This window comes from Parasphingorhabdus sp., assembly GCF_048269865.1.
GTDB lineage: Bacteria > Pseudomonadota > Alphaproteobacteria > Sphingomonadales > Sphingomonadaceae > Parasphingorhabdus.
Genome location: NZ_JBLWUA010000005.1, coordinates 57,714 through 72,231, shown reverse-complemented (window position 1 = coordinate 72,231; position 14,518 = coordinate 57,714). Strand labels below are relative to the sequence as shown.

The following is a 14,518-nucleotide window of genomic DNA, read 5'->3' as shown; positions in this document are numbered from 1 at the left end:
CTTAACGCTTTGTTGATTGGCAGTCGCTAAGCCCAATCATCATAAGGGGTTAGGGATGGGCTATTTGAATTCGCAATATCGTACCGTGCAGTCGGCACGGATCGAGCAGCGAGCCCACCATCTTCACCCGGTCGAGATCCGCCGCACCGCGATCAAGCCCGATGGGAAATCCACCAAAACAGCCAGATTGATCGAACTTTCGGTTTATGGATGCCGGGTGGCCAGCAAGGCGGTCTTCGCCCAAGACAGCAGGGTCTGGCTGCGGTTCGAAGGCAGCGGCCCGATCACCGCGACCGCGATGTGGTGCCGCGATGGGGAGGTCGGCTGCCGTTTCGATGAAAAGCTCGACGCCGCCCTGTTTCGCCGCCTCACGCTGACGGGTGAATAGAACTGCATATCGGGCCGGGCAAAACCACTCTATTGCCAACTGACATCAATGTCAGTAATAGAGGCCGATGGAAAATGAGATTCTCGACATATTGATCGTCGGTGCCGGCCTGTCCGGCATTGGCGCTGCGGTTCACCTGACCAAGCGATGTCCGGGCAAAAGCTTCGCCATTGTCGAGGCGCGCGAGCGGCTGGGCGGGACTTGGGATCTGTTCAAATATCCGGGCATCCGGTCGGACAGCGACATGTATACGCTGGGCTACAATTTCAAACCGTGGACCGCGCGTCGGGCGATTGCCGATGCGCCGTCGATCCTGAACTATCTGCACGAAACCGTCGACGAATATGGCTTGCAGGACAAGATCCGGTTCAACCACAAGGTGATCGATGCCAGCTGGTCGAGCGAAGAAGCGCTGTGGACGGTCAGCCTGCAGCAGGGCGATGGCTCTATCAGCAGCGTACAGTGCAATTTTCTGCACATGTGCTCCGGCTATTACAGCTATGAGGAAGGCCATGATCCGGACTTTCCGGGCAAGGCAGACTTTGCCGGCACAATCGTCCATCCGCAATTCTGGCCGGACGATCTCGATTATAGCGGCAAGAAAGTGGTCGTGATCGGCAGCGGCGCGACCGCCGTCACCCTGGTGCCATCGATGGCCGATACCGCAGAGCATGTGACGATGTTGCAGCGGTCGCCGACCTATATTGTCTCGCGGCCGGGCGAAGACAAATGGGCGCTGCGGCTGCGCAAGCTGTTGCCGTCCAGGGCGGCCTATTTTCTGACACGTTGGAAAAATGTCTTGCTCGGCCTGTTCATGTTCAATCTGGCGCGCAAGAAACCGGCGGCCTTCAAGGGGCGTCTGCTTGAGATGGTGCGCGAGGAAATGGGGCCGGACGTCAATATGGCCGACTATACGCCGAGCTATAATCCGTGGGACCAGCGCCTGTGCTTGGTGCCGGACAGCGATCTGTTCGATTCGATCAAGTCGGGCCGCGCGTCGATTGTCACCGACCAGATCGAGACATTTACCAGAGACGGCATCAAGCTGAAATCCGGCAAGACGCTGGCAGCGGATGTGATTGTGACCGCGACCGGGCTCAAAATGGCGATGGGCGGCAATGCAGTGTTTTCGGTCGATGGCGAGCCGGTCGATTTTGCCCGGACGATCAACTACAAGGGCGTGATGTTCTCCGGCGTTCCGAATTTCGGCATGACCATGGGCTATACCAACGCCAGCTGGACGCTGAAAGCCGATCTGACGAGCGAATATGTCTGCCGCCTGATCAACTATATGCACCGGAACGGAACGCCTATTGCGACGCCGACTCTGCCGACGGACGAGGCGATCGGAACCGAGCCGATGCTGGATTTCAGCTCGGGCTATGTCCAGCGGGCGATCGATCATCTGCCGAAACAGGGCGACCGCAAACCGTGGAAGCTCAACCAGAATTTTCCGAAGGACATTATCAATCTGCGGCACAAGGCGGTCGATGACGGGGTGATGGTCTTTTCCAAGCCCGGAGCGGTCAAAAGCGCGCGACCGGTGCAGCACGAGCAAGCGGAAGCGATCGCTGCCGAATAGGCCCTCGCGCTTCGGCTATTCTCTGGCTATAGCGGGCAAATGACTGATTTTAAGGCATTGATCGAGGCCGATACCGGCCAGACCGCACGCTCCATCCAGATTGTGGATAGCGGCATTTTTGAAGACTGGCTGAAGGGGCAACCGGACTCGATCCGGGCGCTGGTGAAGGCCAATCAATTTACCGGCAAGCCCGATACGTTTCTGGTTTTGCCGGTCAACGGGGCGAAGAGCGATGACAAGTCGGTGGCGGACGATTTCACGGTCGTCGCCGGTGTGCAGGATCATGAAAAACTCGATCCGTGGTCGCTTGCGAGGCTGGGCAACGGTCTGCCCGAGGGTAAATATCGCCTGACCGAGACCAGCGCCAAGGGAACGCTGTTCGGCTGGTTGATCGCGCAACATGAATTCGACCGCTACAAGGACTTGCCCGACCGGCAGGGACCGAGCGTGCTGCTGGTCGGCGACGCGATCGCCCAGAAGGACGAGGCGGTGCGACAGGCGGAAGCTACCGCAATGGTGCGGGACATGGTCAATACGCCAGCGGCTGACATGGGCCCGGACAAGCTTGAAACTATCGTCGACAAATTGTCTGCAACCCATGGCGGCGAAGTGAAAGTCACGCGCGGCGACACGCTTGAGGAACATTTCCCGATGATTCACGGCGTCGGCAAGGCGGCGATGCGCGCCCATGCGCCGCGGTTGATCGAGCTGAAATGGGGCAAGGCCGACCATCCGAAAATCGCGATTGTCGGCAAAGGCGTGTGTTTTGACAGCGGCGGGCTGTCGATGAAATCCGGCGCTGGCATGCTGCTGATGAAAAAGGACATGGGCGGCGCGGCCCACGCCATTGCGCTCGCCCGAATGGTGATGGAGGCACAGCTCCCGGTCCATCTGCATCTGCTGGTTCCGGCGGTCGAGAATTCGGTGGACGGCAACGCGCTGCGACCCGGCGATATCCTGAACAGTCGCAAGGGGCTGACCGTGGAGGTTACCAATACCGATGCCGAAGGCCGACTGGTGCTCGGTGACGCCCTGACTCTGGCCGGCGAGGAAGAGCCGGAACTGATCATCGATTTCGCCACGCTGACCGGTGCGGCGCGGGTGGCGCTGGGCCCCGATCTGCCGGCGATGTTCTGCGATGACAAGGATATGGCCGATGGCCTGCTGCAGGCGGGCGAAGCGGAAAGCGATCCGCTGTGGCAGATGCCTTTATGGTCCGGCTATGATGCGATGTTGAACAGCCCGATTGCCGACTGCGTGAACAGCGCTTCCGGCGGCTTTGCCGGTTGTATTACCGCCGCGCTGTTCCTGAAGAAATTCACGCCGGAATCGGTGCCCTGGGCGCATTTCGACACGTTCGCCTGGCGACCGGCGGCCAAGCCGGGACGGCCACAGGGCGGCGAAGCGCTGGGTCTGCGGGCGAGCTGGCGCTATTTGCAGGGGCGGTTCGGGGGCTAGATAGCGGGAGTTTGCCGGGAATGGACGTTTTAGCCCCAATATCAGACATTCGCCGAAACTCGGTTTTATGTCCGCTTTGCGCCCTCAATTCAGACGATCAGAGCGAGTGCGGAGCGTCCCGATCGCGGTCGCCTGTTCGGCCGCCGATTTTTCGACGCGCTCCAAATGTTGGATTTGGGCAGGAAAGCTGCATACATTAGCGCATGTTGGTTCAGCGAATCAGGAATTGGGCGCGCTACCGATTGTCGCCCTCTATCGCGCAGCTAGTTCTGCACGCGTCCACTTTGCGGGCTCAGCAGAGGTTGAAGAGAGAGGGTCCACTTAAAGTCCTCGTCGATAGTTCGGTGTTGGCACTTGCGGTGACGCACGAAACATATTGGATCAGTACAGGTGAAGGGCGGAGACCCAAGGGGGGCGGCACCGGTTACGCGGCGCGGGTCCCGGTTCATAACGAGGAAAAAGAGCGAGAGGAAACCGAAGCAAAAAGTTCCGCGAATGGCAAAAGTCGGCCGAATGACTACGACTTTCTCCCGTACCTGACGGGCATCGCCTACCTTGCGAGAAAGGGGATGATAGAACTTTATAGCTCGGCTGAACTCATCGATGAACGAGAGTTTCATCCTCCTGGCCGGTACCGTGGCTATAGCTATTTTGACTATTCCTTGCTGCAGGGTATTGAAATGCCCAGCATTGACGGGAACGTTCGATGGTCTGTTTTCGGTTCTCCTGTTACGCTGCCACAAAAAACCACCAAACAGTTGTTGGCTGAACATCTTGCTGCAGCTCAGGCCCGAATGCGGAACTCTGGCGACCAATTATTCCACCAGATTTTCAACGTCTTGGGAAATCAGCTCGGCAATGAGAGATGCGACAAAGACAGTTGGCATATTCGGACTGCCGAACGTAACAATTTGTTCTGCTTTCTAACCTCAGACTGGCCCTTGCTCGATGCGTGCGAAACCCATCGAAATAAGGCTCCGTTTAAAATGCTCAAAACCAAGGTCATGTCGCCGAGGGACCTTGGGAAATATCTGGAAATTAGACCGGTTGCTCCTCGGCTCCTCAGCTACGATTCTGCGAGCTTTTTCGTGCATGCCGATTTGTCTTCACCAAAGAGCATGAGAGAACCCCGAAGGCGGCGTCAATAAAATCGAATGCGGGCTTTTGGGACAGATATAGCCAGTCTTAATCCAGAACCTGCCAGGCCCCTTCCGGCCCCGAAGCTGTCATACGGATCGCTCATCTTGAATGACCGCTCCCCACCCATTTTCGGACATCGAAGCAAATGACGGCTCCCGCCCGGCGGCCGTGCCGGGATGCGCCGGAGCGCATCCCGTATGGCTCACAGCCCGTCGAGGCCCTTGCTGACCAGGATATTGACCGCGACCCGGCGGTTCTGGGCCTTGCCGTAGGCGGTGTCGTTGCTCGCCAGCGGGTCGGCTTTGGCCATGCCGGTCGGGGTCAGCATGCGATAGGGCTTCCAGCCGCAATATTGCTGGATATAGTTGACGACGCGGCCGGCGCGTTTTTCGCTCAGTCGCTGGTTGAGCTCGTCGCTGCCGGTGGAATCGGTGTAGCCGACGACCAGCAGCAGGGCGTTGTCCATCGCTTCGGCGGCCTCGGCGGTGGCGCACAGATCGGCCTTGCCCTGTTCGGACAGCACCGCCTTGCCGGTGTCGAAATTCACGTTGGTCGTGCCCTTCACATTATACTGGTCGATATCGGCCATGCGGCCGCGCAGCGCCTCGGTCGCCGCGGTCTGCTCGGCAAAGCCCTGGGCAGTGCCGTTGTGGATCATGGTGGCGGTCTTGAGGTCGCTGTTGCGCAGGCTGATCTGGCTGGCGACCAGTTCGCCACCATATTGCACGGTATCGACCGACACTGGCAGGCCGTTAAGCAGCGAATCGGCAGCCAGTGTCTCGCGGCCGAGGCCCAGAAAGCCCTTGCTAGCCCTGATTCTGGTGGCGTCGGCGAGGGCGATGACGGTCCGGTTGCCATCCTCAGCGGTGATTTGCAGTCGGTCGTTGCTACGGGCGGAGATGATGCCTTCGATCTCCGGTCCTGCGGGCGCGGTGGCCAGATCCGGTTCCGCATAGGCTATTTCCTGCTGGCCGGATACGATGATATCCTCTCGGTCTTCCTGCTGCGCGTAGGCGCTGACCGGTGTTGACAGCGCCAGCGCGCCGAACAGAAGGCCGGTGGTACGGGTGGGGGTAATGTGATTCATCATTGTGCTCCTTCCAATGGTCCGGACGGGGGCTGTCCGGAAAAATTCCGCATGAACCATCTGAGTGGTCAGGCGATTATTGCTGGCCGATGAATATGGTCGCCCGATTGGTCCTTTGTGGGGGTGGCTCGAGTGCAGGATAGGGCGAACGGTTTATTGCGGCGGTTCCGGATCCACCGTTCCGGGACAAACGTCAGCATGGCTTGACCGCCGCGATATTTGCGGCAAATGTGGCGCATGATCACACCGAACCTCCTGCGCGGGCTGCTTGCCGCCGCCATTGCCCTGACGACGATTGCTGCAACCCAGGGGGAGAGCGCGGAGAGCTGTATCACCGAGCATGGTCTGCAGGACCGGCTGGGATCGGGCAGCGCCAGGATATTTGTCAACGGCGTCTATTTGCGCACCGAAGAAGGACCGGGCAGCGGCGGTGGGACCTTTACCGACTGGCTGGTCGAGGGCGAGAATGAGATCCGGATCGAATATGACGGCGACGATGCGCGCTTTTCGATCACCCAGGGCTGTCGCGGGGCGATACCGGGCGATGACTTTGTCGATGAAGTCGAATTTGACGCGCCTGGTACGAAGATTCTCACTTTTGTCCATGATCGGCCGGTCGACGCGGAATATCTGAGCGCCGAGATTGCCGGAGACGCGGGACTGGCAGACGCGATCGAGAGTTTCCAGAAGGCCGCCGTTGCCCGCGATATCGATATGATTTTCGCCCTGCAGGCACCGATGTTCCGGGATGCCGAACGGCTCGGATATCCGGTGGATAGCGCCAAGGCCTTTGCGCGGGAGGTGCTGACCAATGGCACCACAGAAATAGCTGAAAGCTATAGCATCATCCCGGTGCTGGGCGGCCGGGTCTATCAGGTGTTGGACGCCAACATGCAGTCGCCGGTGCGCGTTACCTACAAGGCCGAGGACGGGACCTATAGCTGGTCCAGCGGCAGCTATTGGGCGCGCTTTGACGGCAAATGGGGCGTTGTGGCTCAATAGGCATCTCCGCAATCAGGAATCCTTCCGGGAGCGGCGATGAGCGTCGCGAAAGCGGGCCGGAGCGACACAGCTTGATTAACCCGCCCCAGGTCGTCTAAAGGCCGTCGATTGTCGACGGTTTCTATCCTGGTGCTCAAACCGCAGAGACGCCGACATCCATATCGCTATTGGGATTAATGTACGCATGGACATGGAAACGGCAGATACAGGCGCGCACGCGAAGTTCGTGCTGAATGGTCCGGAAGCGGATTTCGATCCGCGGATCACTGCGCATCGCGGCGATCTTGCCGATATCGCGCTCGCCGGCAAGATGTTTGCGCCGCATTATGCTGCGCCGATGCCAATGCGCTGTTCGGCCCCGAAAGCGATGATCCGCAAGCAGGGCGGCAAGGATCATGAAGCGATTTCCGAATTGCTGCATGGCGAGGATTTTCACGTCCTGGATATCGCCGGTGACTGGGCCTGGGGCTATAGCGTCCATGACGGCTATGTCGGTTATGTCCCGGTTCATGCGCTGCAGCATCAGAAAAAGACTGCGGAGCCGACCCATCTGGTGTCGGCCCGTGCGGCGTTGATCTTCATCGAACCGGATTTCAAATCGGGCGTGATGAAGCGGCTGCCGATGGGCGCGCGGATCGCGTGCAGTGAACCGAGCGAATGCGGTAATTTTCTGAAGACCGGCAAGGGTTTTGTCCATGTCCGTCATGTGCAGCCAATTGGCACCAAGGTCGTTTTCGACGGCAGCAATGGTACGGCAGCGCTGGCCGAACAGCTGATCGGGGCCCCCTATCTGTGGGGTGGTCGCAGCGGTGATGGTCTGGACTGTTCGGGCCTGATCCAGATGATCCTGATGCTGACCGGCATTGCAGCGCCGCGCGACAGCGACCAGCAGCAGGCCGCGCTGGGCGAGGAGATCGGCGAGGGTGAGGATTTACGGCGCGGCGATCTGGTGTTCTTCCCCGATCATGTGGGCCTGATGGTCGACCAGGACCGGATGATCCATTCGACGTCCCACGCGATGCAGGTGGTGATCGAACCATTGGCCGACGTGGTTGCGCGCTTTGCCGCCGACAATGAACAGCCGGTACTGGCGCGCAAACGGCTGTCCTGAGGCTTTTATGACGCAGACAATCTTTATCGACGGTGCCGTCGGCACCACGGGACTGGAAATTGCCGACCGGTTATCGGGCCGGGGCGAATTTAATATGGTTTCGCTGCCCGAAGCGCAGCGCAAGGATCTCGCCGCACGGCGCGAGGCGATCAACGACAGCGATTTTGTCATTCTCTGCCTGCCCGACGATGCGGCGCGGGAAGCGGTGGCCTTGATCGACAACGACCGGACGCGGGTGATCGATGCCTCGACCGCGCACCGGACCGCCGAGGGCTGGGTATATGGCTTTGCCGAATTTCGCGAAGGGCAGCGCGAGCGTATTGCCAATGCGCGGTTCGTGTCCAATCCGGGCTGTTACCCGACCGGCTTTCTGGCGCTGATCGCACCGTTGATCGCTAACGGCCTGCTGCCGACAGACTGGCCCTATGTGTTAAACGCTGTCTCCGGCTATTCCGGTGGCGGCAAGGCGCTGATCGAGCGTTTTGAAGCGGAGCCCGATCTGGGGTTTCGTGGCTATGGTCTGAATCTGGATCACAAGCATATGCCGGAAATGAAGATCCACGGCGGATTAAGCCATGATGTCATTTTTGCGCCGTCGGTGATCCGGGCGTTTCGGGGCATGCTGGTGGATATCCCGCTGCATCTCGGAGCAATCGGATCGGTCACTGCGGACCAGTTACTGGACGCGCTCAGTTCCTTTTATGCCGGTTCGAAGATCGTGTCGGTGCAGAGCGGTAGCGGGCTTTCCGAGCTGTTGATCAGCGAAAAGGACGCCCCGACAGACCGGCTGGAGCTGTTCGTCTGCGGCAATGCCGGCGGCTATCATGCCCGGCTCATTGCCCGGCTGGATAATCTCGGCAAGGGCGCGTCCGGCGCGGCCGTGCAGAATCTCAACATCATGGCAGGCCTGGACGAAACCGCAGGACTGCAACTCTAAGCGTCACATTGTTTGACGTTTATTTGCTGGTGGTGACCGCCTTGTCGGGCCGCAGGCTGGTGCCGGCCCGTCCGCTGCGGAAGGCGCCCCACCAGGTCAATGGATTGAGCGTCGTGCTGCCATCCAGCGAGAAGGTGATGAATTCCGCGCGGCCGCCGATATTCTCCCAGGGAATCGGACCGCCGAGACCCAGCGGACTGGCGACCCGGCTGTCGGCGCTGAGGTCGCGGTTGTCGCCCAGCACATAGACTTCACCTTCCGGGATTTTGACCGGCGCCACGTCATCGGTATATTGCGGGCCGAGATCAATAATATTGTAGCTCACGCCATTGGGCAGGGTCTCGCGCACGATCGGCAGGTTGCAAACCGGATTGCCGGCCGCATCGACGCCGCGTGCGCCGGGAAATTCATTCGGGCTGCAGGGATTGTTTTTATCAATTGGCACCTGCAAGTCAGGCTGCACTTCCTGTCTGACGCCGACGCCGTTGAGAAATACCTGGCCGCCGCGCAGTTCAATCGTGTCACCGGGCAGGCCGATCACCCGTTTGATATAGTCGCTGCTCTGATCTCGTGGGGTCAGGATGACGACGTCGCCGCGTTCGGGCATTTTGCCGAAAAGGCGGCCCGAAACCCGCGGCACGACATGAAAGGTCGGTGATACCCAGGACCAGCCATAGGCATATTTGCTGACGATCAAGCGGTCGCCGACCAGCAGACCGGGCATCATCGAGACCGAAGGAATATAGAAGGGCTTGGCGACCAGACTGTGGAAGGCCAGTACCGCAAGCAGCAGCAGCGCGATGCTCTTGATCTCACCGAACCAGTCGGTTTTTTCATCATCCCGGTTGTCGGCGGCGTTGCTGTCGGCGGTATTGTCTAGTGCCATATTCTTGTCTTTGGTTTCCTGGTCCATGCGACGTCTGATTCTAAAGCGGATGGGCTTCAATGATCACGAACGCCTGTGCCCATGGATGATCGTCGGTGAGTGTGAGATGAACAACGGCCTCATATCCTGCCGGAGTCAGCGCGTCGAGGCGTTTTTTCGCGCCGCCAGTCAGGGCCAGAGTCGGCGCGCCGCTCTTCGCATTGATGACGCCGATGTCCTTCATAAAGACGCCGGCGCGGAAACCGGTGCCGACGGCTTTCGAATAAGCCTCCTTGGCGGCGAAGCGTTTGGCATAGGTGCCGGCCTTGGTAAATGGCCGCCGCGCAGCCTTGGCGCGCTCGAGTTCGGTAAAGACACGATTTTCAAAGCGCTCGCCAAAGCGGTCGAGGGAGTTCTGGATGCGCTCGATATTGCAGAGGTCGGAGCCGAGCCCGATGATCATGAAAAATCCTCCCTGCAGCGAAGCTTTGGAGAGGTGGCGACGAAGGGGTGGGGGGCAGAATTGGGTCTTGGGGTGATGGGCCCCTCCACCACCCTTCGGGCGGTCACCCTCCCCATCTGCGACGGAGAGGAAAGATTCATCACCATTGTCACCGCGCATCATCCATCAGCTGGCGCATCTGTTTAATGCTGCCGTCGAGGCCGCTGAAGATCGCTTCGCCGACAAGGAAATGGCCGATGTTTAATTCTTTCAGCTGCGGGATCGCTGCGATGGGGATGACATTGTCGAAGGTCAGGCCGTGTCCGGCATGGGGTTCGATGCCGTTTTTGGCGGCCAGCGCTGCGGCATCGGATATCCGGCGCAATTCGGCTTCGCGTTCGGATCCGGCAAGTTCCGCATAGCGACCGGTATGAAATTCGACGACCGGTGCGCCAAGACGGATCGCTGCATCGATCTGGCGCGCATCGGGTTCGATGAACAGGCTGACCCGAATATTGGCTTCTTTCAGCTGTCCGACGAAATCGGCGAGCCTGTTGTGCTGGCCAGCGGCATCCAGTCCGCCTTCTGTGGTCCGTTCCTCCCGGTTCTCCGGCACGATGCAGGCCGCGTGCGGCTTGTGGCGCAAGGCGATGGCCAGCATCTCGTCGGTTGCGGCCATTTCCAGGTTCAGCGGGATGGTCAGCGTGTCCATCAGCACGGTCAGGTCGTCGTCCCGTATATGACGCCGGTCCTCGCGCAGATGCGCGGTGATTCCATCCGCACCTGCTTCCGCCGCGACCAGGGCTGCGCGGACGGGTTCGGGATGATCGCCGCCGCGTGCGTTACGGATGGTAGCAACATGGTCGATATTGACGCCGAGTCTGAGCGGGGATGAAATAGTCACTTGGCCGGGATCTCGGCGCGGCTGCCGGGTTTGATTGCGGGAATCGCGGCCAGTTCGGGCGGCAGCGCATCGGCCGCATAGGAGGGAATATCCAGCGTCAGCAGCGGGAAGAAGGGCACATCAAACTGGGCTGCGCCGTTTGACCGGTCGATCAATGCGCCTGCGGCAATCACTTCACCGCCCGCGTTCTGAATGGCCTGAATGGCTTCGCGTGAGGACAGGCCCGTGGTCACGACGTCTTCCATCATCAGCACCTTCTGGCCCGGTTCCAGTCTGAATCCGCGGCGCAATTCAAACGTACCTTCGGGGCGTTCGAGGAACAATGCATGGAGGCCCAGTGCGCGTCCCATCTCATGGCCGATGATCACGCCGCCCATCGCAGGAGAGACAACAATATCGATCAAACGTCTGATATTCTGAGGAATTTTTGCAACCAAGGCGTTGGCCATACGCGCTGCCCGCTGCGGGTCCATCAGCAATCGCGCGCACTGCAGATATTGCGCGCCGTGGCGTCCGGAAGAGAGAATGAAATGGCCCTCGAGCAAGGCGTCGCTGCTTCTGAATTCGTCTAAAATCTCGTCTTCGGTCACTCTGCCATCCCGCTCTGTTTTGCTTGCTTTTGCCCAAATGGGCATATTGCCGCTGCATTGCCAGAGAAATTAAAGGCAAAAAACTGAAAAAATATCCATTCCGTAGCTTGAGGGTTGCGGCAACCATGCCTATAAGCCGCCCCAATCGGACGATATCCGGGCCGGGCTTGCTGACTTTTTGATGGTGAGCCGATGCCGGAAAACTACCGAAACTTGGGGTAAAATAGGGTTGAGCGATATATGACTCATTTTGTAAAAGCTTGGATTCTGGCGATCAGCTTGATTCTCACGCCTACGGCATTATCTGCGCAAGTGGTGTTGCCAGCGGCACCTGTTATCGATCCACCAGCAGCAGAAGCGCCAACGGTGGTGGAAGAGCCCGCTTCCGGACTGGATCCAGCTCTATATACGCCCATGAAACCAACGCCGGGCATCGGTATGCCGGTTGATGGTGGTGTCAATTTTCAGGAACAGTTTAGCCCGACCGGACAGACCGCTCGCTGGATTAACAGTACGATCCTGATCCCGATGATGTTCGGTGTTAGTCTGGTTGTACTCTTTCTGCTATTTTGGGTTGTCGTTCGTTTCCGGCGCGGTGCCAATGCCGAACCATCCAAAACAACCCATAATACCTTCATCGAAATTATCTGGACGGTGATCCCGGTTTTGATCCTGGTGGTCATCGCGGTGCCGTCGATCAGCCTGCTGGCCCGTCAGTTTGAACCTGCTCCGGAAGATGCGCTCACCGTGAAGGTGACCGGCTATCAATGGTATTGGGGCTATAGCTATCCCGACAATGGTGATTTCGAAGTCATTTCCAACATGCTGTCCAAAGAGGAAGCCGAGGCGCGCGGCGAGCCGTATCAGCTGGCTGCTGACAACCGGATGGTCATTCCAGTTGGCAAGCCGGTCAAGCTGCTGATTACCGCAGCTGACGTCATTCACAGCTTTGCCATTCCTTCGGCGTGGTTCAAGCTTGATGCCGTGCCGGGCCGGATCAATGAAAAGGTTCTGCAGATCGACCGTGAAGGCGTCTATTATGGTCAGTGCTCCGAGCTTTGCGGTGCGCGCCACAGCTTCATGCCGATCACAGTGGAAGTGCTTTCGGAAGAAAAATTCAACGACTGGGTCCGCGCCAATGGCGGAACGCCAAAAGGACAGGCAGCGGTGAATGAGGTCAGCGCTGAAGGCTCTGGTGCAGTCGAAGAGACTTCGACGGTCGTTGCACCACAGTTGGTGCCAGCATCCAGTTCAACCGAAGCCGCCGCACCGGCAGCTTCTGCGCCAGTTACGCAATAAGGGTAAGTGACAATGACAACTATCACAGCAGATGGCCATATCGATGATCACGCGCATGATGCGGATCACAAGCCAGCTTTTTTCCAGCGTTGGTTCATGTCGACCAACCACAAGGACATTGGTACCCTTTATCTGATTTTCGCGATTGTCGCGGGCGTTATCGGCGGTGCGATTTCCGGTTTGATGCGGCTTGAGCTGGCTGAACCGGGTATTCAGTATCTGCAGATGTGGGCGACCGCCCACAATGGCCTGATGGGCGGCGGCGAAGCCTCGCTCGACGAGGCCTATCACCTGTGGAACGTGCTGATTACCGCGCACGGCCTGATCATGGTCTTCTTCATGGTCATGCCGGCGATGATCGGCGGATTCGGCAACTGGTTCGTGCCGCTGATGATCGGCGCGCCGGACATGGCTTTTCCGCGCATGAACAATGTCAGCTTCTGGCTGCTGGTTCCCGCCTTCCTGCTGCTGTTCGGCTCGACCTTCGTGCCGGGCGGTACCGGCCTGGGTGCTGGCACGGGCTGGACCGTCTATGCGCCGCTCTCGACCAGCGGATCGGTTGGTCCTGCAGTGGATATGGCGATCCTGTCGCTTCACCTTGCGGGCGCGTCGTCCATTCTCGGTGCGATCAACTTCATCACCACCATCTTCAACATGCGTGCGCCGGGCATGACCCTGCACAAAATGCCGCTGTTTGTCTGGTCGGTTCTGGTTACCGCCTTCTTGCTGCTGCTCTCGTTGCCCGTGCTCGCTGCTGCGATCACGATGCTGTTGACCGACCGTAATTTCGGTACGACCTTCTATGATGCGGCCGGCGGCGGTGATCCGGTGCTCTACCAGCATCTGTTCTGGTTCTTCGGTCACCCGGAAGTTTACATCATGATTTTGCCCGGTTTCGGCATGATCAGCCATATCGTCGCGACGTTCAGCCGCAAGCCGGTGTTCGGTTATCTCGGCATGGCCTATGCAATGGTCGCCATCGGTGTGGTCGGGTTCGTCGTTTGGGCGCACCATATGTTCACCACCGGCATGTCGGTTAACGTGAAAATGTATTTCACTGCTGCCACCATGGTGATCGCGGTGCCCACCGGCATCAAGATCTTCTCGTGGATCGCGACCATGTGGGGCGGTTCGATGACCTTCAAAACCCCGATGATGTGGGCGCTGGGCTTCATCTTCATGTTCACCGTTGGTGGTGTGACGGGTGTTGTTCTGGCCAATGGCGGTATCGACGATAACCTGCACGACACCTATTATGTGGTTGCTCACTTCCACTATGTGCTGTCGCTGGGTGCGGTCTTCTCGATCTTTGCCGGCTTCTACTACTGGTTCCCGAAAATGTCGGGCCGGATGTACAACGAACTGCTGGGGCAGCTCCATTTCTGGATCTTCTTTATCGGCGTTAACATCCTGTTCTTCCCGCAGCACTTCCTCGGACAGCAAGGCATGCCACGTCGTTATGCCGACTATCCGGAGCAGTTTGCCTACTGGAACCAGATCAGCTCGATCGGCTATGCCGTGATGCTGGTCGGCATTCTGGTCTTCTTCGTCAACATCGGGTGGTCGCTGATGGCCGGACGCAAGGCGGAAGGCAATTACTGGGGCGAAGGTGCAACGACGCTGGAATGGACCTTGTCCAGCCCGCCACCGTTCCACCAGTTCGAAACGCTGCCTCAGATCAAGTGATCTGAGCAACCAGACGAAGGCTTGGAA

General features: G+C 58.9%; 14 protein-coding genes. 9 read left to right on the top strand and 5 right to left on the bottom strand.

Going from position 1 to position 14,518, the window contains the following annotated elements; all coding sequences use genetic code 11:
• Window positions 1–55 precede the first annotated feature (55 nt).
• The 4 genes from ACN0WW_RS08120 (at window position 56) to ACN0WW_RS08105 (ending at window position 4,576) form a co-directional block, all read left to right on the top strand.
• The gene (locus tag ACN0WW_RS08120) at window positions 56–388 is read left to right on the top strand and encodes a hypothetical protein (RefSeq protein WP_417611253.1); all 333 of its coding nucleotides are present in this window, start codon (window positions 56–58) and stop codon (window positions 386–388) included.
• Window positions 389–455: 67 nt separating this feature from the next.
• Window positions 456–1,970 (top strand): flavin-containing monooxygenase, encoded by a 1,515-nt coding sequence (locus tag ACN0WW_RS08115; protein WP_417611251.1) that lies wholly within the window; start codon window positions 456–458, stop codon window positions 1,968–1,970.
• Between the two features lie 39 nt (window positions 1,971–2,009).
• A complete protein-coding gene (locus ACN0WW_RS08110) occupies window positions 2,010–3,428 on the top strand; it encodes a leucyl aminopeptidase family protein (RefSeq protein WP_417611249.1) in 1,419 nt (472 codons plus the stop codon).
• A gap of 359 nt (window positions 3,429–3,787) precedes the next feature.
• Entirely contained in the window at window positions 3,788–4,576 is a 789-nt protein-coding gene (locus ACN0WW_RS08105) for a hypothetical protein (protein ID WP_417611247.1), read from the top strand.
• 194 nt (window positions 4,577–4,770) lie between these two features.
• Here the strand turns inward: ACN0WW_RS08105 and ACN0WW_RS08100 are convergent, their stop codons facing one another.
• Complete coding sequence (locus ACN0WW_RS08100) at window positions 4,771–5,655, bottom strand: OmpA family protein (protein ID WP_417611668.1); 885 nt, start codon at window positions 5,653–5,655, stop codon at window positions 4,771–4,773.
• A 237-nt stretch (window positions 5,656–5,892) separates the two neighbouring features.
• On the opposite strand from ACN0WW_RS08100, the gene ACN0WW_RS08095 reads away from it, so the two are divergent.
• The 3 genes from ACN0WW_RS08095 (at window position 5,893) to argC (ending at window position 8,705) form a co-directional block, all read left to right on the top strand.
• Window positions 5,893–6,657 carry a hypothetical protein gene (locus tag ACN0WW_RS08095; RefSeq protein WP_417611245.1) on the top strand — a complete coding sequence of 255 codons (765 nt, stop codon included), beginning with the start codon at window positions 5,893–5,895 and terminating at the stop codon, window positions 6,655–6,657.
• 184 nt (window positions 6,658–6,841) lie between these two features.
• Entirely contained in the window at window positions 6,842–7,768 is a 927-nt protein-coding gene (locus ACN0WW_RS08090) for an NlpC/P60 family protein (protein WP_417611243.1), read from the top strand.
• Window positions 7,769–7,775: 7 nt separating this feature from the next.
• Entirely contained in the window at window positions 7,776–8,705 is a 930-nt protein-coding gene (argC, locus tag ACN0WW_RS08085) for an N-acetyl-gamma-glutamyl-phosphate reductase (RefSeq protein ID WP_417611241.1), read from the top strand.
• Between the two features lie 19 nt (window positions 8,706–8,724).
• Here argC and lepB read toward each other — a convergent pair whose 3' ends face one another.
• From lepB to pyrE, 4 genes are all read right to left on the bottom strand, one after another.
• Entirely contained in the window at window positions 8,725–9,591 is an 867-nt protein-coding gene (gene lepB / locus ACN0WW_RS08080) for a signal peptidase I (protein WP_417611239.1), read from the bottom strand.
• 40 nt (window positions 9,592–9,631) lie between these two features.
• Entirely contained in the window at window positions 9,632–10,033 is a 402-nt protein-coding gene (gene acpS / locus ACN0WW_RS08075; RefSeq protein WP_417611237.1) for a holo-ACP synthase, read from the bottom strand.
• A gap of 148 nt (window positions 10,034–10,181) precedes the next feature.
• On the bottom strand, window positions 10,182–10,910 hold the full coding sequence (locus ACN0WW_RS08070) for a pyridoxine 5'-phosphate synthase (RefSeq protein ID WP_417611666.1): 729 nt from the start codon (window positions 10,908–10,910) through the stop codon (window positions 10,182–10,184).
• A 2-nt stretch (window positions 10,911–10,912) separates the two neighbouring features.
• Window positions 10,913–11,506: an orotate phosphoribosyltransferase gene (gene pyrE / locus ACN0WW_RS08065; RefSeq protein WP_417611664.1), complete on the bottom strand. Its 594-nt coding sequence runs from the start codon at window positions 11,504–11,506 to the stop codon at window positions 10,913–10,915.
• A gap of 240 nt (window positions 11,507–11,746) precedes the next feature.
• Here pyrE and coxB point away from each other — a divergent pair, with 240 nt between their 5' ends.
• Both coxB and ctaD read left to right on the top strand, forming a co-directional pair.
• Window positions 11,747–12,805, top strand: coding sequence for a cytochrome c oxidase subunit II (gene coxB, locus ACN0WW_RS08060; protein ID WP_417611235.1), 1,059 nt, complete (start codon window positions 11,747–11,749; stop codon window positions 12,803–12,805).
• Window positions 12,806–12,817: 12 nt separating this feature from the next.
• Window positions 12,818–14,491: a cytochrome c oxidase subunit I gene (gene ctaD, locus ACN0WW_RS08055; RefSeq protein ID WP_417611233.1), complete on the top strand. Its 1,674-nt coding sequence runs from the start codon at window positions 12,818–12,820 to the stop codon at window positions 14,489–14,491.
• Window positions 14,492–14,518: the final 27 nt, after the last annotated feature.

Excerpts from the sequence above, each read along its gene's own strand:
- ACN0WW_RS08120 (WP_417611253.1), top strand. The coding sequence starts at position 56 with ATGGGCTATTTGAATTCGCAATATCGTACCGTGCAGTCGGCACGGATC.
- ACN0WW_RS08115 (WP_417611251.1), top strand. The coding sequence starts at position 456 with ATGGAAAATGAGATTCTCGACATATTGATCGTCGGTGCCGGCCTGTCC.
- ACN0WW_RS08110 (WP_417611249.1), top strand. The coding sequence starts at position 2,010 with ATGACTGATTTTAAGGCATTGATCGAGGCCGATACCGGCCAGACCGCA.
- ACN0WW_RS08100 (WP_417611668.1), bottom strand. The coding sequence starts at position 5,655 with ATGAATCACATTACCCCCACCCGTACCACCGGCCTTCTGTTCGGCGCG.
- ACN0WW_RS08095 (WP_417611245.1), top strand. The coding sequence starts at position 5,893 with ATGATCACACCGAACCTCCTGCGCGGGCTGCTTGCCGCCGCCATTGCC.
- ACN0WW_RS08090 (WP_417611243.1), top strand. The coding sequence starts at position 6,842 with ATGGACATGGAAACGGCAGATACAGGCGCGCACGCGAAGTTCGTGCTG.
- argC (WP_417611241.1), top strand. The coding sequence starts at position 7,776 with ATGACGCAGACAATCTTTATCGACGGTGCCGTCGGCACCACGGGACTG.
- lepB (WP_417611239.1), bottom strand. The coding sequence starts at position 9,591 with ATGGCACTAGACAATACCGCCGACAGCAACGCCGCCGACAACCGGGAT.
- acpS (WP_417611237.1), bottom strand. The coding sequence starts at position 10,033 with ATGATCATCGGGCTCGGCTCCGACCTCTGCAATATCGAGCGCATCCAG.
- coxB (WP_417611235.1), top strand. The coding sequence starts at position 11,747 with ATGACTCATTTTGTAAAAGCTTGGATTCTGGCGATCAGCTTGATTCTC.
- ctaD (WP_417611233.1), top strand. The coding sequence starts at position 12,818 with ATGACAACTATCACAGCAGATGGCCATATCGATGATCACGCGCATGAT.